The organism is Campylobacter concisus, from assembly GCF_003049065.1.
Taxonomy (GTDB): domain Bacteria; phylum Campylobacterota; class Campylobacteria; order Campylobacterales; family Campylobacteraceae; genus Campylobacter_A; species Campylobacter_A concisus_BE.
In genome coordinates this window covers 214,404-237,550 of the sequence record NZ_PISC01000002.1, presented here as the reverse complement: position 1 = coordinate 237,550, position 23,147 = coordinate 214,404, and the positions used below count along the sequence as shown (strand labels likewise).

The following is a 23,147-nucleotide window of genomic DNA, read 5'->3' as shown; positions in this document are numbered from 1 at the left end:
GGGTAAATTTATAGCCCTTGAAGCACTACGACGTCGGTTATCTCGGCGTCTTTTTCTATCTTAGCGTCTAGCCCTTTGGCTATTTTTATAGTGATATCTTTTGTTTGATTTGGCGTTAGAAAGATCAAATTTCTAACGTCGTTTTCGTATTCGCTAAGTCTTTCATAGTAGCCGTTTATGCCGTGCTTGCTCTTATACTCTGGCTTTATGAAATTTAGCCTAAAAACATCTGCGCCATACTTTAGCGAGTACTCTTTAAATTCATATTTTCTTTGGCTGGTAGTCTTAAAGTTTTCATTAAATAGCTTTAAAAGTGCCTTGTCGCTAACGTCTCTTGCGTCGCTCTCTTTTAGCACGATCTCGTCAGCTCCGTTTGGCTCTTTGTACTCGGTGCCGTTTATGGAGTATATGGCGACGTGCATGTTATCTCTTTGTGATGCGGCACTTTTCATGAAAAACCTTAGCCTTGGGTTTTGCGTGATCTGCACATCTTTTGGCGCTACTTCGTTGCCGTTTGCATCAACGTATTTTACCCCCTCAAATGTAAGTAAATTTGACTTTTTAGCCACTGATAGCGTGCAGCCTTTATCGCTTAAGCAGTGATGAACTAGGTCTTGCATAAGAGCGTGGTTGTCATTTACTCTTTTAGCACTTAGTGCGCTCTTTGGTACGTGTGCTACGCAGGTGCATGGCGAATTTGCCGAGCAGCCAACTATCGGCGAGCCTAAGAAGTCTTGACCTAGTATGAGCGGTATGCCATTAGATGTGATACTCCTGCCAGCTTTGCTTTTTAGCACTACTTGGCCACCATGCGGGCAAGTGATGATGTCGTCTTCTATGACTGGGTGAGCGGTGAAATTTGTAGCTACCGCACCAAGAGGCATGCTTTGATGATTTACCGCCTCTCTATCTTGTGCTTGCTTCTCTTTTTTCTCATCACTGTTAGCTCTTTTTAGCTTTACATCTAAGCTACCCCTCTCTATATCATAGCCAAGCACTCTTATGCTAGTGTTTTTATTTGTGATATCAAGCGAGCCTTTAGAGCTTTCATCATCCCTTGGGCTAAAGTAGTAAAATGGCTTTTGATCTTCTTTGTTTTCAAAGAGATCGTGCTCTTTTTCATCTTTGAAATTTGTAAAGCCAAATTTATAGTCTTTAGCTTCGTTTGCACCTTTTAGAAGTGTGGCGTTTAAGAAGAGATCGACCTTGTAGTTTTCTGGGTTTTCCACGCCAAATTTATCTCTTATCTTCTCATATAGTCTCTCAATATCCACTATGTCTTTATCTTTTGTAAATATGGCTAAACTCTCTTTATCCTTATCCACATATACGCTAGAGCTAGCTGATAAAAAGCCAAATTTTATCTCGCCTCTATCTTTTACGTCATATAAATTTATAGAGCCACTGCCTATGCTATTATCAAATAAAAGAGAGTAGGTCTGTTCTGATTTTTTCATAAAATATGCTTTGTTATCTTGTGATGAAAGTGATCTTGTGAAATTTGACGCATAGGTATAGAGCTTGCTAGCTTCAGCCTTGGTGCTAGTGATATCACTAGAGCTCTCATCTACTACCTTGTATGTCCTACACTTATGCATAGCCCTTTGATCTTCTATAGTTTCACATCCACCTTCTTTAAATTTCTCAACTTCATCTTTGCTTATTATATTTGTATATCGCTTCTCGTCACTAAGCTTAAATATATCTTCTATTATTAAAGCTTCTTGCTCGTCTTCTAAATTGTGATTTAATATCTTGAAGTCGTGTTTTATGTTATTTATTAGTATAAGCAACATCCAATTTTTGTTTTTGTTATATAAAAGAGGTGGAAGTGTGGTTTTATTATCTGGATATGATGTCTCACTTTTATATGCTAAAGATAAATTTGTATCAAGATCAAATATAAGCTTATAGTTTTGCTCCATAAAGTCATTTAGGTATAGAAACGTGCCTTTTAAGCTCACATTGTTTGTCTTTTCGTCATTATCTTTTTCATTTAAAAGATATGAGAAAAAGTATAGTGTAGTAGCCGTATAGGTAAGAAAGTGCGAGCTTATACTTATATCTGTTTTTAGTATCGCATCTACGTTGCCTATATTTATAAGCACTTCATTGCCATTTATATCAACTCCAAGGTCTTGTATAGCGTTTTCATAGAGTTTATTGTTAAAGGCTAGGCTATCGTTGTCTGTTTTCATGTGATATATGTTATTAACATTTAAAGGTGCTGGTAGGTAGGTGTGGTCTTGGTTTGCTAAGAATATATTTGTGTTGAGTATTTTTTGGTAACTAAGATTTACCTTATAGTCTGAGCGAGCTCTAGCCATGTTAAGATATTTGGTTTTATGTATGATCTTATAAGATCTTGCCATCTCATCATAAGAAGACGTTAGAACATTATTTATATTTTTTATCCTTGATGTCATCTTGACTTTTAACATAAGATCACTTAATAGCCCAGGCGAGTTAAATGTATAAATTTCATCTATATATTCAGCAAAAGTAAAAGCACACACCTGAGTTAAGTATCCGCCAAGGCTATGACCGCATATATTTATCTTTTCACCTTCTTTTAATATAGGTATAACATTATCCATAAAAAAATATATTAAAGATGTTGCTTGATCTGGTATATCGTTAGTTGTTAGCTGAACGTCTGCGTTTAAGTCCTCCGGAGTTATTTCAGTGCCTCTAAAAGCTAGTATTCTTTTATTATTGTCTTTGGTATCTTCAAAAAGTGTGGCACTAAAACCTTCATCATCATTTTTTTGATGTTTGAGAAGTCTAAACCTTGATGTGAAATTTTTGGTACGTTTGGAGAGATTGTCTATTGTGTAAAACAACATTTGTTCTTTGGTTGTTTCATCAACATCTATAAATGAGTGGATACTGTTGTTTATTTTTTGTGGTTTAGGGTTTGGTTTTTTGAGTTCGCTCGGTTTAAATATTTTTAAATCCTGCATAAACCTAGCTTCAACACAAAGAGCGTAAGCGGTAGGAGTGCCAGCGGCTTTTATAGTATTTCCATTCTCATCTTTAATGTCAAATTCTAAAGTGTGACCATAATTTACATTATCAGCATAATCCCATCTAGGATTTGGCGTCTTTAAAATTTTCTCATTATAAAATTTATCCGAAAAACTCCAAATTTCATTTTCGTCTATATACTCAAAAAAGGCATAACTTACATCAGCTATATCAGCATAGTCCTTTATTTTATTCACCATTTCTTTATTTGTTAAATTTTTAAGAGTGTTCATTTATTTGTCCTTATCTGATGTGCTGACTTTTTCAAATTTATTGTCTGTTAGATAAAATTTATTATCTCCAATTAGTCTTTGAGTGCTTTCTTTGGTAAATTTTATCCCACTTGCTTCATCGCCATATACCCCAAATGTAACTTCTGTATAAAGTGTAGAAACTCCTATGCTTATAGGTATAATGGTGTCGTTGTCTATATAGAAATATCCCAAATTTATGCTTAGATAGTTTTCATATTTATCGTAATCTTTACCCATAAATTCTTTTAGTTTTTCTTCATAGTTATTCAAAATTTTGTAGTTATCTATTTTTATATTGTCTTTTCTTGAGTAGTATCTTTTTCCATTAGATAAAACTCTAGGTAATTTTTCATTAACTGGCGTCATATCAACTGCATAACGATTTTCGGCTAATTTTTTACCACTTAAGCCTTTTGTCATTATTCGTCTCTCTTCTTCCCTCTTGTCTATCTCCTTCTCTAACTTCTCATCAAACACATAAACACCACCATACTTTTTAGCTATGCTCTCTTGTTCGCTAGTTAGATCAGAAATTCTTATGAAGCCATTAAAATAAGCAAGTGGTAGCAGTATAAATAAGCAGATAAAAACTATAAATTTGACTTTTTTCATCATAAATCCTTTTAAATTTAAAACTATACAAGATAGAAATTTCTTATAATCTTATTGTGAATATATTTATAATATTATTAATTTATTATGCTTAGTTGAGGTTTATTGATTATAAAATTTATCAGACACACTCCAAATTTCATTCTCATCTATGTATTCAAAAAAAGCATAAGCAACATCGGCTATATCAGCATAGTCTTTTATCTTATTTACCATTTCTTTGTTAGTTAAATTTTTAAGAGTATTCATTTATTTGTCCTTATCTTTATTGCTGATTTTTTGAAATTTGTTGTCTATTAGGTAAAAGTAATCATCTCCACCTACATCATTTATTATTGTTTTAGAAAATTTTATCCCACTTGCCTCGTCCCCATATAGTCCAAATACTATTGTTGGCACATTGTAATATACAGATACAACAATAGGCACTATATCGCCATTTTCATTATCTGCATAAAAATAAGATAAAAGCTTACTTGGTTTAATCTTTTCTAAATTTTCTTTTCCAATAAATTCGTTTATTTTTTCAGAGTATTCTCTAGGCATCCAAGCTTGTTTCTTAAAATCATTTCCGTAGTCTCTTGTGGTTACATAATATTTTTTTCCATTAGATAATGTCTGAATAGGTGTTGATTGTTGATTTGCAGTATCTTTTATAAATTTATCTTGTGCTTCACTATCGATCTCAGTGTTATATCTTTGTCTAAATTTTTCTTTATTATTGTTCCAAACTTTGTTTAAAAAATATCCATTAGTGCTAACCTGCTTTTTAACGACAAGCTCACACTCTTTTGTTGTTTTGGTGGCATAACAATCTCTTAACTCTTTTATCTCTTCTTCTCTCTTATCTATCTCCTTCTCTAGCCTCTCATCAAATACATAAACACCACCATATTTTTTAGCAATGCTCTCTTGTTCGCTAGTCAGATCAGAAATTCTTATAAAGCCATTAAAATAAGCAAGTGGTAGCAGTATAAACAAGCAGATAAAAACTATAAATTTGACTTTTTTCATCTCTTTTTCCTATGAAATTTTCATTATTGTCTTATCTTTTGCTTTAAAGTCTTATTGTGATTAGTTTTTGTGGTGGTTTTAAATTTTAAAAAGCAGGGAGAGCTCCCTGCTGTGATTATTTCTCTTCGTTTGTTTTGATGTAAGCGTAGTCAGAAATTTTAGTCCACTCTCTTGCTTTTTTGAGGAAAGCTCTTTGAGACTCGACGATCTCTTTAAATAGCGGATCTTTTGCGCTCTCTTCATCAAGTAGCTCGTTTGTAGCCTTTTTAAGAGCTGCGATGACCTCTGGTGGGAAAGACTTTACTTGGATGTCTGGGTACTCAGCCTTCATCTTGTCCCAGTACTCTACGTTTGCGTAAAATACCTTAGTATTTACATCTCTTGCTACTTCAGCAGCAGCCGCTTCAAAGATAGCTTTTAGATCATCTGGAAGTTTTTCATACGCATTTTTGTTGAAGAAAAACTGAGTTTCGCCATCTGGCTCTTGCCAGCCTGTGTAGTAGTATTTTGCCACTTTGTGAAAGCCAAGTGCCATGTCATAAGCTGGGCTAACCCACTCGACTGCATCGATCGTGCCCATCTCAAGCGCCATGTAAAGCTCGCCAGTTGGGATAGTGTTGATGTTTGCGCCAAGTTTAGCGTAAATTTCACCGCCAAAGCCCGGAATTCTAATCTTTAAGCCTTTGATATCATCAACTGACTTGATCTCTTTTTTAAACCAGCCGCCCATTTGCATGCCAGTGTTACCAGCTCTAAAAATTTTGATGTTATATGGGTCAAAAACTTTCGCCTCTAGCTCTTTACCGCCGCCAAATTCATACCAAGCTGTTTGCTCGTCGGTATTCATCATAAATGGTGTCGCTGTAAAAAACATAGTCTTAGGGTCTTTGCCTTTGTAGTAGTAGCTAGCTGTGTAGCCGATGTCGTACTGACCGCTCTTTGCAAAGTCAAGCATCGCGAAAGGTGACTTGTGCTTTGATGGGTAGTCGATCCTGATCTCGATGCGGCCGTTACTCATCTTTTCGACCTTCTCTTTTAGCTCTTTTGGCACGTCACCAAGCACTGGCATAGTGCTCTCCCACGAGGTTGCAAGCTTGAGCTTATAGACTTTGTCATCTCCCATGGCAGCGCAAGCAAGAGCTGCTAGACCAAGAGATGCTAATAAAAATTTATTCATACTCTCTCCTTTAAAAATTTTGCATATTATACAAAAAATTTACATTATTAAATTGTGTTATAATCGCAAAAATCAAATTACAGGGCATAAAAATGATAAAAAAGACGAAAATTGTAGCGACTTTAGGGCCAGCAAGTGACAACGAAGAGACGATGGAGGCGATGGTTAAAGCAGGTGTTAATGTCTTTCGTTTAAATTTTAGCCACGGAACACACGAATACCACAAATCAAACATCGATAAGATAAGAAACATCGAAAAAAGACTAAACAAACGCATAGGCATCTTGCAAGATATCTGCGGTCCAAAGATCAGAGTTGGCAAGCTTAGCGAGCCATTTTACTTAAAAGCTGGCGACGAGCTTAGCATCTACGCAGAGGATATCGTGGGCGAGAAGATCGAAAAGGGCGTTTATAGAGTGAGCCTAAATCAGCCTCAAATTTTACCTATGCTAAAGGCTGGCGAGTACGTCTATCTCTATGATGGCTCGATCAGAGCAAGAGTTACGGGCGAGGGCAAAGATGTGGTAAAAACGATCATCGAAAATGACGGGATTTTAAACTCAAACAAAGGTGTAAATTTCCCAAACACCGCCCTTGGCATCGACATCATCACGCCAAAAGATAAAGAAGATATGGAATTTGGCGCAAAGCAGGGCGTAAATTTTGTCGCCATTAGCTTCGTGCAAGACGCAAATGACGTGATAAAAGCAAGAAATATCTTAAAAGAATTTGGCTCCAAAGCGGCTATCTTGTCTAAGATCGAGAAATTTGACGCGGTCGAAAACATAGACGACATCATCGCAAAGAGCGACGGTATCATGGTAGCTCGTGGCGATCTTGGCATAGAAGTGCCATTTTACAGGGTGCCAACGATACAAAAGCTCATCATCAAAAAGGCAAATGCAGCCAGCAAGCCAGTCATCACAGCAACTCAGATGATGCTAAGCATGGCTGAGCATGAAACTGCTACAAGAGCGGAGATCAGCGACGTGGCAAACGCCGTGCTAGACGGCACTGATGCGGTTATGTTAAGCGAGGAGAGCGCGATCGGCAAAAACCCAGTCGCAGTCGTAGAGGCGATGAGCAAAACGATCATCCAAACGCAAAGCATCTATCCATACAATAAATTTGACGAATTTGACTTTTTTGACGAGACTGACATGGTCGCAAATAGCGCAGCTTCGCTAGCTGTTCGCATCAAGGCAAATGCGATACTCTCTATCACAGGCTCAGGCAAATCAGCCATAAAACTAGCTAGAAATCGCACAAACATCGATATCATCGCTATCGCGCACGACGAGCAGACGGCTCACATGCTGACTCTTGCTTGGGGCGTGACGCCAGCGCTCGTGCTTGAAAAGACAAAGCTAAATGTCCTTCTCGCAAATGTCATCAAAAAGGCTTACGACGCTGGATATGTCGAGCATGACAAGACCTATCTCGTCACAGCTGGCCACCCAACAGGTGTAGAGGGCAGCACAAACCTCATACGTATCATCAGACGCGACCAGCTTGATTATTACTTAGACCTTGCAACTGAGTAAATTTATGGATTTTAGTGCCTGATATTTTGGGCACTAAAATTTCTTTTAAATTTATACGCTTTTATGCAATCGCCTTAATTTATATTTCTACATTTTTGCCACTAAATTTAAAAGCGTGATATGTCGGATCTAAATTTGAAATTTAAACTATGTGCTTTAAAATAAAACTACTACTTTTTTGTAAATTTTAAAATTCCACTCACTCGCAAGAATTGACTACTAAAATTTGGCTTCGCCTACAGCTTAGCTCAAATTTTAGAGCCGAAATTACTCGTTCATGAAATTTTAAAATTTGTTAGAAATTTCTTAGAAGCAAACCGCATACAGTGCTTCAGCACCATTGCATGCACCTTGAACGTCGTAGGGGTTGGGGTATTGTTAAGGGGGAAGGGAGCGACTTCGTAATTCAAGCCTCTTCCCCCTTAACAAAGAAGCAAACATCTAAATTTGATTAGACTGCTTTGCAAATTTTAAAACTTTACTCGCTCGCCTTAGCAACTTACTAAATTTAGGGCTCATAACTATTCACCACTAAATTTAGAAGCGTGATATGTTCGCTCATAAATTTTAAAATTTGTGTGAAATTTACTTGTAAAAATTAGGATATATAAAATTTATTTTAAAGAATTTGTGACGCCAAATTTAGCGTCACAAATTTAAATTTATTTTTTCTTTTTGCCTTTTGGCTCGTCGCCTTTAAACCAGCTTTTTATCTTATCAAAGACGCTCTCATCGGTGCTTGACTTGCCTGAAACTATGCCAAAGCTAGCTTGAAGCTTGTTTAAAAGCTCTTTTTGCTCGTCGCTTAGTTTGTCAGGCGTTTGGATAGAAATTTGAGCTACAAGTCTGCCTTTTTTGCGTGAATTTACGCCCTTGATGCCCTCATTTTCAAAGATAAATTGCTGCTTATCTTTCGCGCCAACTGGCAGTTTTAGCTCGGCTTCACCGCGAAGTGTTGGGATTTTTATGCTCTCGCCAAGAACAGCTTGGGTAAAAAATACTGGTATTTCTATATAAACATCGTCATTGTGGCGGATGAAATGCTTGTCCTCTTTTACATTTATGCTCACGTAAAGATCGCCTTGAACGCCGTTTGCACCGATGTTGCCTTTGCCAGCGACCCTCATCCTCATGCCACTATCAACGCCCTCTGGGATCGTGATCTTGACGCTTTGTTGCTGGATTTTATAGGCTTTTGCGTTGCAGTCAGGACATGGCTCGCTTATCACTTCGCCAGATCCGTGGCAGTATGGGCACTCTTGAACGATATTCATAAAGCCATTTCCACGTGTGATCCTGCCGCTTCCGCCGCAGTGCTGGCAAGTTTTGTTTTTGCCATCTTTACTGCCTGTTGCGTTGCATGTTGGGCAAGGCACTTTTTGATCAAATTTGATCTCTTTTTCGCAGCCAAAAACAGCTTCGTTAAACTCTAAATTTATAGGAATTTCAAGGTCGGCTGAGTATTTTTCGCTTCGTCTTTTTCTCTGTCTAGAGCCACCGCCAAAACCGCCACCAAAAAACGAGTCAAAAATGTCTGAAAGGTCAAAATCAGCGCTAAAGCCACCGCCACTGCCAAATCTACCCTCAAGCCCTTCTTTGCCGTATCTGTCGTATATTGAGCGCTTTTGCTCATCGCTTAAGACCTGATAGGCTTCGTTTATCTGTTTAAATTTCTGCTCAGCCTCTTTGTCGCCAGCATTTCTGTCTGGGTGGTATTTTAAAGCGAGCTTTCTAAAGGCTTTTTTTATCTCGTCGCCACTTGCATTTCTTGAAATTTCAAGGATCTCGTAATAATCAAACTCCACATTTTTCCTTGTTTATTAAGCTTATTTTAAATGTGAGATTTTATCCAAAAAAGTTTAAATTTAAAAAAAAATTTACATTTTTGCCGTATAATCTCTACTATTTTTCAATGAAAAGGATGATTTATGATTAACGTTTTAATGATAGAAGACGATCCAGAATTTGCACAAATTTTATCTGAATATCTTGATAGTTTTAATATAAAAGTGACTAACTTTGAAGACCCATATCTAGGGCTAAGCGCAGGGATAAAAAACTACGACCTGCTCATACTTGACCTTACATTACCTGGCATTGATGGTCTTGAGGTTTGTAAAGAAATCCGCCAAAAATACGACATCCCTATCATCATAAGCTCAGCTCGCAGTGACATCAGTGACAAGGTTGTTGGACTTCAGCTTGGAGCGGATGATTATTTACCAAAACCATACGATCCAAAGGAGATGTATGCTCGTATCACAAGTCTTATAAGAAGATATAAAAAGACAAACGAAGTTCAAGAAGAGGTCGTTGATAGCGCATTTAGGATAGACGACAAGCGTCATGAAATTTACTTTAATAATGAAGCCCTTGCTCTTACACCAGCTGAGTATGAAATTTTAACCTATCTCATCAAACAGCACAGCTTTTCAGTATCACGTGAGCAGCTAGTTTATAACTGCAAGAGCCTAAAAGATAAGGATTCAAAGAGCCTAGATGTCATCATCGGACGCCTTAGAACAAAGATCGGCGACAGCTCAAAAGCGCCAAAACATATATTTTCAGTTAGAGGCATAGGATATAAGCTTATCGGATGAAATACTCCATAACCACCAAGATAACTATCATCTTTGCCATCGCTTTCTCGCTGATGTGCTTGCTCTTTGTAACATTTGCAAACATTCAGCAAGAAAGTGCGCTTGAGAAGCTAAAAGATAAGCAAATAAGCGCTATGAACTATCTTGTGGCGCTTTACGAGCGTGGCAATCCCCCAAGAGATTTAGAGCACTACTTTAAAAATTTCAACCTAGAATATGTCGGCAATAAAAATTTAGCCACCTCAGTTACTACAAGCGGAAACGCCATTTTTACGCAGCACACGCCCCTTGGCATGATGCAGTCGGTTAATTACAAAGGCGATTTGTATCTGCTTATTAAAAATCCATCTTTCATGCTGCTACTTGAGAGTAACGACGCAAGACACGTAAATGATCCGCTTTGGGTGGCATTTTTGATCATCTCGGCTCTGCTTATCTCGCTTTATGTCTCGGTGCTTAGAAGCCTTTTGCCGCTTAGAAGACTTAGCAAAGATATCAGAAAATTTGCCAGCGGAAACATGGAGATGGCGATGACTGCTAGGCTAAATGAAAACGAGCAAGATGAGATCGGGCAGGTCGCAGTTGAATTTGACAACGCCGTTTGCAAGATCAGAGAGCTCATTCGCTCAAGGCAGCTATTTTTACGTGCGATCATGCATGAGCTAAAGACGCCTATAGGCAAGGGTAGGATCGTCTCTGAGATGGTGGCAAACGACACTCAAAAGATGAGGCTCATAAACGTTTTTGAGCGCCTCGAGATGCTTATAAATGAATTTAGTAAGGTCGAGCAGCTTCTTTCAAAAAGCTACGCGCTAAACTATCAAGAGTGCCATTTCTCGCTCATTTTAGAGCAGGTGCAAGATATGCTTATGCTTGATAAATTTGAAGAGCGAGTGAGCTGTGACATCAGAGATGACGTCTTATTAAGAGTGGATTTTCAGCTTTTTAGTTTGGCGATTAAAAATTTGATAGATAACGCCCTAAAATACGCAGAGGACAAGAAAGCCATCTTGATCTGCGATAGCGAATTTATAGCGGTTAAAAATTTAGGCAAAAAGCTAAATCACCCTATCGACTACTACAAACAAGCCTTTGTTAGGGGCGACAAGGTGAGTGCAGGAAGCGGCATGGGGCTTGGACTTTACATCATCGAGCAAATTTGCCAGATGCAAAAATTTGAACTAATTTATGACTATGAAGACGGCTATCACGTCTTTAAAATTTTACTTCGAGCAAAGGCAAAACGCGCATGAAAAGGGGCTTAGAGAAATTTAACGAGCTAACTGAGTCATTTGCTAAGCTGCCAGGTGTCGGTAAAAAATCAGCCGCGAGATTTGCCTACTTTGTCTGCATGCAAGATAGTTTTGCAGGGCTAAGGCTCGCGCAAAATATAGAAGACGCGGTGAGGTTTATCAAACGCTGTGAGCGTTGCGGTGGGCTAAGCGAAAATGAAATTTGCGACATTTGCAGCGACGAGAGCAGGGACAGCGAGGTCATCTTGCTGGTTGAAAGCCCAAAAGATATCTTGGTTTTTGAGCAAAATGGCATCTACAATGGCCTTTACTTCGTGCTTGACGAGATCGACGAGGACGCCATAGAGAGACTAAGAAGTGCTATCAAGCAAAATGGCTCAAAAGAGGTCGTCTTTGCCTTTACGCCAGGGCTAAATTCAGACGCGCTCATGCTTTACGTCGAGGATAAGCTTGGCATGAGTGAAATTTCATTTAGCAAGATCGCTCAAGGCGTACCAACTGGTGTAAATTTAGAAAATGTCGATATGCTCTCACTCTTAAAAGCCTACGAGAGCCGCACAAAAGCCTAATTAAAATTTCTTTTAGTTATAATCTCACCTAAATTTATAATATTTAGTCCGCGTAGCCGCCGCTAAATTTAAAAGGATAGAGATTGATTTTACTTATAGATAACTACGATAGTTTTGTCTTCAACGTCGAGCAATACGTAAAAGAGCTCACAAATGAAGAGGTTAGATGCGTTAGAAACGACAAGATAACGCTTGAAGAGATCAAAAAACTAAACCCAAGTAAGATCATCCTAAGCCCAGGGCCAAAACACCCAAAAGATAGCGGAGTTTGCTTAGAGATTTTGCAGGCCAACCTTGGCGTGCCGGTGCTTGGCATTTGCCTTGGACACCAAGCCATAGGGCTTAGTTTTGGTGCAAAGATAAAAAGGCTAGACGATCCACTTCACGGCAAGACCTCATTTATCGACGTGAAAAATAAAGAGCCGCTCTTTGCAGGGCTGCCTGAGCGCTTTGAGGTTATGCGCTACCACTCGCTCTATGTCGATGAGCTCCCAGCTAGCTTAAGCGCTGATGCGGTGAGTGATGATGGCGTAGTTATGGCACTTAGCGTAAAAGATAAGCCGATCTTTGGCATCCAGTTTCACCCTGAGAGCTACTTCACGCAATACGGCAAAAAGATCGTTGAAAATTTTGTAAATTACAAGGCAAAAAAAGAGGTAAAAGAGCCAAAAATTCGCTCACTCAAGCCATATCTTATCAAGCTTCAAGAAAACATCCCGCTTGATGATAGCGACTTTGAACAAATTTGCGAGATAATAGCCAGCAAAGAGTACGAGATCGTGCAACTTTCAGCCCTTTTGGTGCTAATTAGCGAAAAGAGCCTCTATCCAAAAAGCCTCGCTGCGCTTGCAAAAAATATCCTAAAATACTCGCAAACTTACCGCGATGATACGCCTATGATCGATCTTTGCGGCACTGGCGGCGATGGCTTTAAGACGATAAATATCTCAACTACAGTGGCATTTATCCTTGCAAGCCTTGGTATAAAGGTCGCAAAACACGGCAACAAGGCAGTTTCAAGCAAGTCTGGTAGCTCTGATGTGCTTGAAATTTTAGGCGTAAAAAGTGAAAAATCACTGGCAAAACAGCGTGAAAATTTAGCTAGTAAAAATTTAGCCTTTTTCCACGCACCATTTTTCCATCCGCTAGTTGGCGAGGTGAGAGAGGTGCGTCAAAGACTTGGTATAAGAACCGTATTTAACGTGCTTGGGCCGCTTTTAAATCCAAATTTAAACCTTACAAATCAGCTAGTTGGCGTCTATCATAAGCCTGTCCTAAAACTCTACGCCCAGACACTTAATATCCTTGGCAGAAAGCACGCTTTGGTCGTTCGCGGCGATGACGGACTAGATGAGATCACGCTTTGCAGTGAAACAAGCGTTGTGGAGCTAAAAAATGGCGAAATTTTTGAATACAGCATCACGCCAGAGCAGTTTGGCTTTAAAAGAGCGCTTCACAGCGACATCGAGGGCGGCACACCTGAAGAAAATGCCAAAACCTTGATCCGCACGCTAAAAGGCGAGGAGCAGGGGGCGAAATTTGACATCGTGGTCTTTAATGCGATGTTTGCACTCTACGCGGCTGATGGCGCGAAGAGCCCAGACGAGGCTAAAAAAATGGTTTTAGAGGCGATAAATTCAGGTAAGGCGTATAAATTTTATGAAGAGTTTATAAAGGCTGGGGCCAATGGCGCTAGTTAAAATTTGTGGTATCAAAACGCTAGATGAGGCAAGTGCGGTTTGTGCTTTGGATGTTGATTTTATCGGGCTAATATTTGCCAAAAGCAAAAGAAAGGTCGAGCTAAATTTAGCTAGGCAGATAGCGAAATTTGCTCACAGCAAGGGCAAAAAAGTTGTCGGTGTTTTTGCCGAGCAAAGTGATTGTGAGATAATGGAAATTTGCCAGTTTGCTGGTCTTGACGTGGCTCAAGTGCATGGAGCGGTGAGTGAAAATTTAGAGGCAAATTTAAAAGATATGGGGCTTGAGATCTGGCAGGTTTTTAGCGTGAAAGATAGCTTGCCAGAGGTTGATTTTAAGCATTTTGACATGGCGCTTTTTGACTGCAAGGGCGAAAATGCCGGCGGAAATGGCACTAGCTTTAAGTGGGAAATTTTAAAAGAGGTTAAGTTTAAATTTGGCATGGCTGGGGGCATAGGCGAGCACAACATAAAAGAGGCGCTCAAATTTAGGCCATATCTAGTCGATATCAACTCAAAAGTCGAGGACGAAAACGGCATAAAAGATGCGCAAAAGATAGAGAGAATTTTAAAGATCATAGGTGAGGTAGAAGATGAATAGTAAGGCGTATTTTGGAAAATTTGGCGGGCAGTTCGTGCCTGAGACGGTGATGTTTGCCCTTGATGAGCTAGAAAATGCTTATGAGAGCATCGCAAAGACAAAAGAGTTTAAAGACGAGCTTGATGATCTTTTGAAAAACTACGTTGGCAGGCCTAGTCCGCTCTTTTTTGCAAAGCGCCTAAGCGAGCACTATGGACATGAAATTTACCTAAAAAGAGAGGATCTAAACCACACGGGTGCGCATAAGATAAATAATGCGCTGGCTCAAGCGCTGCTTGCTAAAAAGATGGGTAAAAGGAAAATTTTAGCTGAGACTGGAGCTGGTCAGCACGGCGTGGCAACAGCGACTGCAGCGGCACTTTTGGGCTTAGAGTGTGATGTCTATATGGGCGCTACAGACGTGGCTAGACAGCAGCTAAATGCCTTTCGCATGCAGCTTCTTGGCGCAAAAGTGGTGAGCGTAGAAGATGGCTTAAAAACGCTAAAAGAGGCTACCACGGCGGCCATACAAGCGTGGGTAAATGAGATAGAAAGTGCATTTTATGTCATTGGCTCAGCCGTTGGCCCGCACCCATATCCAAAGATCGTGCGTGACTTTCAAAGCGTGATCGGCGCAGAGGCAAAAGCTCAGCTTGCAGGCTACGGCAAAAAGGCCGACTACGTCATCGCCTGCGTTGGCGGCGGCAGTAATGCTATTGGCATTTTTAGTGCGTTTTTGGATGATGAGAGCGTAAATTTAGTAGGTATAGAAGCTGGCGGCCTTGGTATAGATACGCCTTATCACGCAGCTACGCTTAGCAAAGGCAAAACCGGCATTATCCATGGCATGAAAACGACTGTGTTGCAAGATGAATACGGCATGATCTCGCCAGTGCATAGCATCTCAGCGGGTCTTGACTACCCAGGCATCGGCCCAGAGCATGCCCACCTAAACGACATCAAAAGGGTAAGATACGAGGCCGTGACCGACGATGAGTGCATAAATGCCTTGTATTTTCTAAGCAAGATGGAGGGCATCATCCCAGCCATCGAGAGCGCGCATGCGGTGGCGTATCTGGAGAAGCTTTGCCCAAAACTTGATAAAAAAAGCGTCATCGTCGTAAATATCTCAGGCAGGGGCGATAAGGATATAAACACAGTTATCGGCTACGAAAAAGGAAAAATTTATGGATAAGGTTAGAAGCGCATTTAACGGCAAAAAGGCAAACATCGGCTACATCGTGGCTGGTTATCCAAGCTTAGAAAAAACGAAGGAATTTTTAGAAAATTTAGATGAGAGCACACTTGATCTGCTTGAGATCGGCATACCATACTCTGACCCGCTGGCTGATGGTAAGCTTATCGCACAAGCTAGCTTTGAAACAGCTCAAAGTGGCGTAAATACTGACGTTGTCTTTGATATGCTTGAGGGCTGCAAGGCAAAAGTGACAAAGCCACTTGTTTTTTTAGTTTATTACAACATCATCTTTGCTTACGGCGTTGATAAATTTCTAAAAAGATCACGTGAGGCGGGAGTTAGCGGCTTTATCGTGCCTGATCTGCCTTGTGAGGAGTGTGAGGAGTTTGCTCTAAAATGCAAGGAGCTAAATTTATGCCTTGTGCCACTTATAAGTGTCACCTCTGGGGGCAGGGCGGATGAGATATTAAAATTTGGCTCAGGATTTATCTACGTGCTAGGTGCTATCGGCGTTAGCGGTTCAAAAAGAGCCGATGAAGATAGGATAAAAAATTTAGTCCTAGAGCTTAAGAAAAAGAGTGATCTGCCAGTGGCTGTGGGCTTTGGCATCAAAAATAAAGATGATGTTAGTGAAGTGAAAAAATATGCTGACGCTGCGATCATAGGCACGCAAATAGTCAAGCTTTGCGCCAAATTTAGCGCAAAAGAGCTAGTTAAAGAGGTCGATAAACTCTTTTAAAATGCTTAATAAATTTATAGCTAATTTAGTAAAGCCAAAGTATAATTAACGCGCATTTCAAGTCTTAAGGAAGAGATATGAGAAAAGTTATAGATGAAGCCACTAGCTATCTTTGCAAAGATACTTTGGGGCTGGATTTAGAGTTTGGCAAGAGCCTTGGTAAGGGATTTTACGGGGCTAGCATACCAGTTTATAAGGGCAAAAGCGAGTATCAGTTTTATCTATTTTTTAAAAAAGATACTTTGAAAATTTTTATGAATGCCTTTTTTGGTCACGAAGATGTCGATGGTGGCGATCTGGACGATCTTTGCAAAGAGATAGCTAATCAGATCATCGGCAAGGCTAAAAATCTGCTAAATGAAAAAGAGCCAAATGCTTATAAACTTGGAACGCCTGAGTTTTTGGGCGAGGTTGAGAATTTTGGCATAAAGCTAAAAGAGAAATTTATATATAAGATAAAAAATAGAACATTTCAAATAGGCTACAAGATACAATGAACGACGAAGGTGCGATAGAGACACTAGAACAGCTAGGGCTTTTTAAGAGCTATGATGAGCTTATGGATATAAGCGTTGATTTTATAGCTGAGCTAGGAACTACCACAGTTAGCATAAATGAGCTTTTAAAATTTGAAGCTGGCTCGGTCATAGACCTCGAAAAACCAGCTGGTGAGAGCGTGGAGCTATATATAAATAATAGAATTTTTGGAAAAGGCGAAGTAATGGTTTATGAGAAAAATTTAGCCATCAGGATAAATGAAATTTTGGACTCAAAGTCAGTTATTCAGTACTTCAAAAAAGAACTTTTATGAAATTTATACTATTTTTTGTGCTTTTTGCTACGCAGATCTTTGCCTCAAACTTGCTAACATACAACATCTATGAGCGCACCGACAGGGTCGACATCATGCTTAGCTTTGATGCGCCGTATGAGGGCAACATCTTTCAAAAGCGAGAAAAAGATACGACTTCTTTGATACTAAATTCTCTAAGCTATGATCAAAGCGCGAGCAAGGATATAAATTCAAAGATCATTCAAGAGCTTGAGATAGAGCCAAAGCAAAACTCTTTAGTTTTAAATTTGCGCTCAAATGATGCCATCATCGTAAATGCTTCAAAAACAACTGACAGCTTCGGGCTTCGCATCCGCGTAACACTAAAAAATACTAAAACGCAGGTGCAAAATATGCCTCAAGCTAGCGCAAAGATAGAGACTGCTAGCATGCCAAAGGCAGAAAATGAACCTATGGTTAATATTGATTCGAGATACTTCATCGTCCTAAGTGTGCTCATCGCGCTTCTTATATTTTTATATGTTTTTAAAAGATATATCACTTCAAAAAGTAGTGACTTTAGCGGGTTTAAAACACCACAAAATCAACCACAAAATGACACAAAGTCGATGAACTGGCTGCTTAAAAACCAAAATAGCGGCGTCAATATCATCTACGAAAAATACCTTGACCGCACAAACAAGCTAATGCTTCTAAGCTACGAAAATAGACGCTATCTAGTGATAGTTGGCAGCTCAAACGTCATGCTTGATAGCTTTGGCGAAGAGAAGATCCAAAATGAGCAGGATTTTGCGGTATTTTTTGAAGAAAATAAGAAAAAACTTGGCTCATTTTTGCAAGAGCGTCAAAATAGCTTAAATAACTACAAAGATAAAATGAGTGGGGAATTTTAGTCCCGCTTTGCTACTAAATTTAAAAATTTAGAAGAGTGTTTTCATAAATTTTAAAAGTGGCTTCGTATCCGCCATGAAGTTGCTAGCCTGTGAAGTAAAATTTGAGACCTTTCTCGCCTTTTTCAATAAAAAGAAATTTACAAATTTAGTCAAGCTGTCTTTGCAAATTTTAAAACTTTCACTCGCTCGCAAGAATTGACTACTGATTTTAGGCCTCGCAAAGCTTGCCACTAAAATCAGAGCCGAAATTACTCACTCATGAAATTTTAAAATTTGCTTGACGCTTACCGATATACAATCGCATGTAGTGCGTAGCACTAAAGCATGCCCCTCTAACGTGCGAGGGGATTGGAGGATTTAAAAAGGGGGATAAGGGGACGGCCTCGTAACTCGAGTCCCCTTGTCTCCCTTTTGGATAAAAGAGTTTTTAAATTTAAGGTCCGTATTTTTAAAAGAGAAATTTGCTATTTTGTAAATTTTAAAACTTCATTCACCCCTAAAAATTGACTACTAAAATTTGGCTTCTCTTACCGCTTAGCTAAAATTTTAGAGCCGAAATTACTCGTTCATGAAAGTTTAAAATTTGTTTGACACACTAAAAACATGGCACTTTGGCACTGTTGTATACTTTGAACTAAAAAGAGTTGGTAGGTGGACGGACTTCGTGTCTGTATTGCGAGCCTACAAAGCAAAATAGAAGCCTTTTGCTTCTCCTATTTTTTAGAAAAACAAATTTATAAATTTGAGCACTAACTTTTTACTCTACACAAACGAAATGGCAAAAATTTCAGGTTTTGCGATCTTTTTTATCTCTTCTTTTGCCATGGAAAATTCTTTTGCGCCCTCTATTTTTAGTGTGTGGCCGCTAAACTCAAAGCTTAAATTTAGCTTCTCACAGGTTATATCAAGTGCCTTGGCTAGCGCAAGGATGAAGCTTAGCCACCTTACACACTCAGCCTTTGGTAATAAATTTTTATACTTTTCAAACTCATAAATATTTTTCTTGCCATTTGTGCCGATGACTGCGGCTATTAGCGCCTTTTGCTCGTGTGAAAAGCCGTAGTTTAGGGCATTTAGTATGATATAGGCCGAGTTTTTGTGATCGCCGTAAAAGCCTATCTCTTGACCGACGTTGTGGAGCTTTGCAGCAATTAGCAGCGTCTCAAGATAGCTCTCGTTTAGCCCATGAAGCTTTTTAAGCGCCACAAAAATATCCTTTGCATATCTTGCCACGGCTTTGTTGCAAGAGAGGATGAAGCGATCTTGTAGGCTTTTGACGCTTGGGTTAAAATTTTCTGGAAATTTAAGACTTGGACGCAAAAAGTCTTTTAAAAAGACCCCTTCTCTTACGCCAACGCCACTTGTGATGACGTTTTTGGCATTTAGTGCCTTTGCAAGGGCTAAAAATATATGTGCGCCCTCTCTGATGGTGTCATATCTATCTTTTTTTATAGGGAATTTATTTAGTTCAAGCACGCTAACGTTTGCGATGCTCTCGATGTAGGCTTGCTCGTCGCTAAGCTTGTAGCAAAAGCCATGCAGTGATGAGAGCGGATATAAATTTTTGCTCATTATGGCCGATGAGATCGCTCTTAAAGAGCCGCCGATCGCTATTAAATTTGGGCACTTAAATCGCTCATCTATCTGCGCCGTGATCTGTGATAGAAATTTTGGTAGTTTGTTTAAATTTTTCTTATCAAAAAATAACTCTTTTAGCCTTACTGTGCCTATATCAAGCGAGAGGACATCGACTATCTTGCCGTTGCGTATCCTAGCAAGCTCGGTCGAGCCTCCGCCGATATCGATAGTGACGCACTCGGCTAGATTGTGAAGCAAATTTTTAGCCGCTATCGCTCCAAAAGTAGCCTCTTCTTTGCCGTCAATTACTTTTAAATTTATGCCAAGTTTTTTTCTTAAAAGAGAGATCAAAACGCCTGAGTTTGGGGCATCTCTAAGCGCTGAAGTGCCGACACATAGGACTTTGGAGCATTTGTAGCTTTTTATGATGTTATCAAATTCGCCAAAAGCTTTGATCGCTTTTTGCATCGAAGTCTCTGATATCTCGTTGTTTGAGCCGTATCCGCCCTCGCCAAGGCGCACTTTGGTCTTGTACTCGGCTAGTATAAAAAATGCTAAGCGTGACGTGCGCTCAAATATCGCCATACGCATAGAATTTGAGCCAAGGTCGATCACTGCGGTTCTCTTTGCCATTTTTTATCCTTTTAAATTTAAGACAAGGCTCGCGACGGCTCCGCTTGTGCCCTCTCTATTTTTGATAGATATCTCAGCTCCGAGTGCCTGTGCTGCGCCCTTTGCGAGAAATAGCCCAAGTCCAGCACCGCCTTTGTCGCCGTACCGCTTAAACGGAGCAAACAAGTCCTTGCTCTCGTCAATGCCTATGCCCTCGTCGGTCACTTCGATGATAAATTTGCTTTTTTCAAGCCTTGAGCTAATGGCAATAGTGCTATTTTTCGGGGAAAATTTGATAGCATTTTGGACGAAATTTTGCACGATATGAGTTAGTAGACTGGTTTGGATGTTGAGGTTTAAAATTTCTGGTTTTAGATCAAGTGTGAGATGTTTCTCGTCGCCTTTTGCCAGCACTTCGTAGTTTTTGCCTAGTTTTTTTAAAAATGCGATCACGTCGGTATTTTCAGGCTCTTCAAACTGCGCGCCCTCCTGACGGCCGATCTCAAGAACTGAGCCTATCATTGCATTCATGCCGTTTATCGCCTCATTGTTTGACTTTAGCGCTTCGATATATTTTTCGCTATCTCTTGGCTTTAAAAGCGTCACCTCGTTTTTTGTTTTCATAACAGCAAGCGGCGTCTTTAGCTCGTGAGCAACGCCCACAAAAAGCTCTTTTTGGTATAAGACAAAGGTTTGTATGCGAGAGATTAGTCTATTTATGCTATTACCAAGTGGCAAAAACTCGTCTGGCAGGCTCTTTATGTCGATCTCTTTTAGAAATTTCTCATCCAAATTTGTTAGTTTTGAGCTTAAAATTTTTATAGGTATTAAAAGCATTCTTGATAAAAATAGTGCATAAAAAAGCACCAAAAGTATCGCTGTGACATTTACGATTATAATATCTATAAAAATTTCTTCGACTATCTGGCTTTGAAGCGTAGTCTCTTTTTCTAGGACTAAGTAGCTACTGTCATCTAGCCTTGTTGTTAGAGTGGTTATACTCTTATCTTTTATCTTTTGCATCACAAGGTAGGGCTTTTCGCCTTTAAGCTCGCCCGCTTTTACGGTGGCCAGAGTTTTGTTTGGGATTTCTATAGTAAAAGTTTTTAGATTGTTAGGATTGAAATTTTGTGGATTGTTTTTGTAATCTGCTGCTTGCTGATTTAGTTCATTAACTACGCTTTGAAAAACGGTGACTCTTATGTAGTGATAGAGCATCACCGAAACAACGGCAATTAGCATCATCGCACCAGATGCTAATTGCAGTATAAATCTATTTCTTAAGCTTTTTTGGGAAAGCAAAATCTATATCCGCGTCTTCTAACAGTTTCTATTGTCGAAATATTTAGCGGTTTGTCCATTTTTTGGCGAATTTGGTTGATAGCAACCTCGATAACATTTGGAGTTACGAGCTCTGGCTCCTCCCAGATAGCGTCAAGTAGTTGCTCTTTAGATACGATCTGATCTGAGTGTCTTGCAAGGTGAGTAAGCACCTCAAATGGCTTACCTTTTAGCTCGATGTCGCGGCCAAGATATGTGATCTTCTCTTCGTCAGGGTTGATGATGAGCTCGTCTATCTTGATGATATTTGTGCCGCCAAAGCGTAGTCTAGCCTCTAGTCTAGCTACTAAAATGTCAAAATCAAATGGTTTTTTGATGTAGTCATCAGCGCCAGCTCTAAGTGCTTTTATCTCGCTCTCTTTGTCGTCTTTTGCAGAAAGAACTACAACTGAAGTGCGTGGAGATTTATGTTTTATGATATTTATAAGATCAACGCCGTCACCATCTTGAAGCATCCAGTCAGTTAAAACTAAGTCATAGTTTCTGATGCCGATGTAGTACTCAGCGTCTTTGAAATTTTCAGAGCTATCTGTCTGATAACCAAACTCTTGCAACCCCTCAGCAATCGTCTTATTTAGCGTTACTTCGTCTTCTACTATTAAAATACGCATTTCTTTTCCTTAAACTAAAATTTATGGTCGATTGTATCATAAATTAAGAAATATTTCAAGATACTTTAATAAATTTTTAAAAAACAGTGCTGATTTTTGCACCGACGATTGCATTTGGTAAAATCTCGGTTTTTAAAATCTCCATATCCAAACTAGTAAGTGAGCTAAACTTTTCTTTTAGTGCTTTGCAGGTAGCTTCTAGCGACTCTTCTACGCTTTGAAATTTCATCTCATTGTAAAATTCTTTTATAAAATCAGCCACCAAAACATAATCAATCAAGCTAGTTGAGCGAAATTCTAAGCTTACTTTTACCTCTTGCTTTGCAACTCGCTCAAAGTCAAACATCCCTATAACGGTTTGAAATTTATAATCCTTAATGATCGTTGTTATTTCACTTTTCATACGACTTTTTGCTCCTTGCCTGAAAGCAGGCGAACGATATTTGGTATGTGTTTATAAACTACCAAAAATGCAATGATAAGTATCGGCGCGTGAGTGTAAATTTCATCAAGTTCTGGGTGGATGATAAAGCTTGATGCGATGAGTGCTATCAGTGCGCATAGCGAGGCTAGAGAGCTTATCTTTAAAAATTTACCGACTAAAAACCAAACTACAAGAGCGATTATTATCTCAACTGGCAAGAAAAATGCAAGCACGCCAGCTCCAGTTGCCACACCTTTGCCACCTTGAAAGCCTAAAAATATAGAAAAACAATGCCCTGCAACACTTAAAACTGCCATCGTCCAAAGCACGCTTTGGCTAGCTCCAAGCAAAGAGGCTATGATGAGTGGCAAAACGCCCTTTAATACGTCACAAACTACTGTTAAAATGGCTAGTTTTTTGGCGAGTTTTGGGTTTGTTTGCTTTAAAACCCTTAAAACATTTGTCGCGCCTATGCTTTTGCTGCCCTCCTTTTTTATATCAACATGTCCGAAAATTTTTGCTAGTATGAGCCCTGATGGGATGCTACCAAGTAGGTAGCTAACGGCATAAAGTATTAAATTTTGCATATTTTACCTTTTAAATTTAAAGAGAAATGATATTAAAAAAATAC

Annotated in this window: 22 protein-coding genes; 11 read left to right on the top strand and 11 right to left on the bottom strand. The window is 39.3% G+C overall.

Translation table 11 applies throughout. The annotated features are described in order from the left end of the window. Positions 1-8 precede the first annotated feature (8 nt). From CVS81_RS02865 to CVS81_RS02845, 5 genes are all read right to left on the bottom strand, one after another. Positions 9-3,224, bottom strand: coding sequence for an Mbeg1-like protein (locus CVS81_RS02865; RefSeq protein WP_159070951.1), 3,216 nt, complete (start codon positions 3,222-3,224; stop codon positions 9-11). A gap of 36 nt (positions 3,225-3,260) precedes the next feature. Further along, positions 3,261-3,896: a hypothetical protein gene (locus tag CVS81_RS02860; RefSeq protein WP_159070950.1), complete on the bottom strand. Its 636-nt coding sequence runs from the start codon at positions 3,894-3,896 to the stop codon at positions 3,261-3,263. Between the two features lie 99 nt (positions 3,897-3,995). Next, the gene (locus CVS81_RS02855) at positions 3,996-4,142 is read right to left on the bottom strand and encodes a diadenosine tetraphosphate hydrolase (protein WP_107965020.1); all 147 of its coding nucleotides are present in this window, start codon (positions 4,140-4,142) and stop codon (positions 3,996-3,998) included. Beyond that, positions 4,143-4,907, bottom strand: a complete 765-nt coding sequence (locus CVS81_RS02850) for a hypothetical protein (RefSeq protein WP_107965019.1) — start codon at positions 4,905-4,907, stop codon at positions 4,143-4,145. Between the two features lie 115 nt (positions 4,908-5,022). Continuing rightward, complete coding sequence (locus CVS81_RS02845; protein WP_021089010.1) at positions 5,023-6,084, bottom strand: TRAP transporter substrate-binding protein; 1,062 nt, start codon at positions 6,082-6,084, stop codon at positions 5,023-5,025. Positions 6,085-6,176: 92 nt separating this feature from the next. On the opposite strand from CVS81_RS02845, the gene pyk reads away from it, so the two are divergent. Beyond that, positions 6,177-7,628, top strand: a complete 1,452-nt coding sequence (gene pyk, locus CVS81_RS02840) for a pyruvate kinase (RefSeq protein WP_103615659.1) — start codon at positions 6,177-6,179, stop codon at positions 7,626-7,628. 662 nt (positions 7,629-8,290) lie between these two features. Here pyk and dnaJ read toward each other — a convergent pair. Beyond that, on the bottom strand, positions 8,291-9,433 hold the full coding sequence (gene dnaJ, locus CVS81_RS02835) for a molecular chaperone DnaJ (protein ID WP_103596171.1): 1,143 nt from the start codon (positions 9,431-9,433) through the stop codon (positions 8,291-8,293). A gap of 123 nt (positions 9,434-9,556) precedes the next feature. Between dnaJ and CVS81_RS02830 the strand changes: the two genes are divergently transcribed. The 10 genes from CVS81_RS02830 (at position 9,557) to CVS81_RS02785 (ending at position 17,950) form a co-directional block, all read left to right on the top strand. Further along, positions 9,557-10,228, top strand: a complete 672-nt coding sequence (locus tag CVS81_RS02830) for a response regulator transcription factor (protein WP_009294394.1) — start codon at positions 9,557-9,559, stop codon at positions 10,226-10,228. Beyond that, positions 10,225-11,481, top strand: coding sequence for an ArsS family sensor histidine kinase (locus tag CVS81_RS02825; RefSeq protein ID WP_107965018.1), 1,257 nt, complete (start codon positions 10,225-10,227; stop codon positions 11,479-11,481). The genes CVS81_RS02830 and CVS81_RS02825 overlap by 4 nt, the downstream gene beginning before the upstream one ends. Then, entirely contained in the window at positions 11,478-12,050 is a 573-nt protein-coding gene (gene recR / locus CVS81_RS02820; protein WP_009294391.1) for a recombination mediator RecR, read from the top strand. Before CVS81_RS02825 ends, recR begins: the two co-directional genes overlap by 4 nt. An 83-nt stretch (positions 12,051-12,133) precedes the next feature. After that, the gene (gene trpD / locus CVS81_RS02815) at positions 12,134-13,750 is read left to right on the top strand and encodes an anthranilate phosphoribosyltransferase (RefSeq protein ID WP_107965017.1); all 1,617 of its coding nucleotides are present in this window, start codon (positions 12,134-12,136) and stop codon (positions 13,748-13,750) included. Then, positions 13,737-14,348: a phosphoribosylanthranilate isomerase gene (locus CVS81_RS02810; protein ID WP_107965016.1), complete on the top strand. Its 612-nt coding sequence runs from the start codon at positions 13,737-13,739 to the stop codon at positions 14,346-14,348. The genes trpD and CVS81_RS02810 overlap by 14 nt, the downstream gene beginning before the upstream one ends. Further along, positions 14,341-15,522: a tryptophan synthase subunit beta gene (gene trpB, locus CVS81_RS02805; RefSeq protein ID WP_107965015.1), complete on the top strand. Its 1,182-nt coding sequence runs from the start codon at positions 14,341-14,343 to the stop codon at positions 15,520-15,522. Before CVS81_RS02810 ends, trpB begins: the two co-directional genes overlap by 8 nt. After that, positions 15,515-16,264 carry a tryptophan synthase subunit alpha gene (gene trpA / locus CVS81_RS02800; RefSeq protein WP_021086085.1) on the top strand — a complete coding sequence of 250 codons (750 nt, stop codon included), beginning with the start codon at positions 15,515-15,517 and terminating at the stop codon, positions 16,262-16,264. The genes trpB and trpA overlap by 8 nt, the downstream gene beginning before the upstream one ends. Before the next feature lie 77 nt (positions 16,265-16,341). After that, positions 16,342-16,761 (top strand): chemotaxis protein CheX, encoded by a 420-nt coding sequence (locus CVS81_RS02795; protein WP_002942548.1) that lies wholly within the window; start codon positions 16,342-16,344, stop codon positions 16,759-16,761. Continuing rightward, entirely contained in the window at positions 16,758-17,075 is a 318-nt protein-coding gene (fliN, locus tag CVS81_RS02790) for a flagellar motor switch protein FliN (protein ID WP_002942551.1), read from the top strand. The genes CVS81_RS02795 and fliN overlap by 4 nt, the downstream gene beginning before the upstream one ends. Continuing rightward, positions 17,072-17,950 (top strand): excinuclease ABC subunit A, encoded by an 879-nt coding sequence (locus tag CVS81_RS02785; RefSeq protein ID WP_107965014.1) that lies wholly within the window; start codon positions 17,072-17,074, stop codon positions 17,948-17,950. Before fliN ends, CVS81_RS02785 begins: the two co-directional genes overlap by 4 nt. A gap of 762 nt (positions 17,951-18,712) precedes the next feature. On the opposite strand, the gene CVS81_RS02780 is transcribed toward CVS81_RS02785, so the two are convergent. From CVS81_RS02780 to plsY, 5 genes are all read right to left on the bottom strand, one after another. Further along, positions 18,713-20,161 (bottom strand): Ppx/GppA phosphatase family protein, encoded by a 1,449-nt coding sequence (locus CVS81_RS02780; protein WP_107965013.1) that lies wholly within the window; start codon positions 20,159-20,161, stop codon positions 18,713-18,715. A 3-nt stretch (positions 20,162-20,164) separates the two neighbouring features. Further along, positions 20,165-21,382: a sensor histidine kinase gene (locus tag CVS81_RS02775; protein WP_199907142.1), complete on the bottom strand. Its 1,218-nt coding sequence runs from the start codon at positions 21,380-21,382 to the stop codon at positions 20,165-20,167. A 38-nt stretch (positions 21,383-21,420) separates the two neighbouring features. Beyond that, positions 21,421-22,092, bottom strand: coding sequence for a homeostatic response regulator transcription factor HsrA (gene hsrA / locus CVS81_RS02770; protein ID WP_002942555.1), 672 nt, complete (start codon positions 22,090-22,092; stop codon positions 21,421-21,423). A gap of 76 nt (positions 22,093-22,168) precedes the next feature. After that, positions 22,169-22,495: a dihydroneopterin aldolase gene (locus CVS81_RS02765; protein WP_103575439.1), complete on the bottom strand. Its 327-nt coding sequence runs from the start codon at positions 22,493-22,495 to the stop codon at positions 22,169-22,171. Beyond that, positions 22,492-23,103, bottom strand: coding sequence for a glycerol-3-phosphate 1-O-acyltransferase PlsY (gene plsY / locus CVS81_RS02760; RefSeq protein WP_021089007.1), 612 nt, complete (start codon positions 23,101-23,103; stop codon positions 22,492-22,494). The genes CVS81_RS02765 and plsY overlap by 4 nt, the downstream gene beginning before the upstream one ends. Between the last annotated feature and the right edge of the window lie 44 nt (positions 23,104-23,147).